Origin of the sequence: Streptococcus oralis (assembly GCF_019929345.1) — a bacterium.
Classification (GTDB): domain Bacteria; phylum Bacillota; class Bacilli; order Lactobacillales; family Streptococcaceae; genus Streptococcus.
In genome coordinates, this window is sequence record NZ_JAHZPJ010000047.1 from 1 (window position 1) to 513 (window position 513).

The following is a 513-nucleotide window of genomic DNA, read 5'->3' on the forward strand; positions in this document are numbered from 1 at the left end:
GATTATATAAATCATGATATTGCTTTACATTTGCATGTGCAACATTTGTAAGAATAGAACTGTAGGCTATCTCTTCATAATTGCCTCTGCAATAAACCGCGTCCACACATAGGAAGTAACGTTCGCTCTCAGAGCAATTCAAAATAAGCCCCATCTGTCCTACTGAATGTCCAAATAAAGGAACTAGTACCAAACTCCCGTCTTGGAAAATATCAATACTTTTACTAAAAGGCCCATAAGCTTTTCCTTGGTCAAAATCAACAATCTTCATTTGTTCCTGCTTCAACATAGAGAACAAGGGTTTGAGATAGCCTTTTTTGAGTAGCTGCAGATCCGTTTCCTGTCCAAGTTCCCACTCTTCTTTTGAAATATAGACCGGAGCATTTGGAAAGTCACAGACACCTCCAGTATGGTCAATATGCAAATGAGATAAAATAATAGTGACATCATCAGGAGATATTCCTCTTTTTTTAAGTTGTTGTTTTGCATCTTCTTCCTTATGAATTTTGACGG

At 37.2% G+C, this 513-nt stretch carries 1 protein-coding gene; it reads right to left on the bottom strand.

Translation table 11 applies throughout. The annotated features are described in order from the left end of the window. On the bottom strand, positions 1-513 hold a 513-nt coding region (locus tag K1I97_RS10160; protein ID WP_223351624.1), incomplete at both ends, for an MBL fold metallo-hydrolase.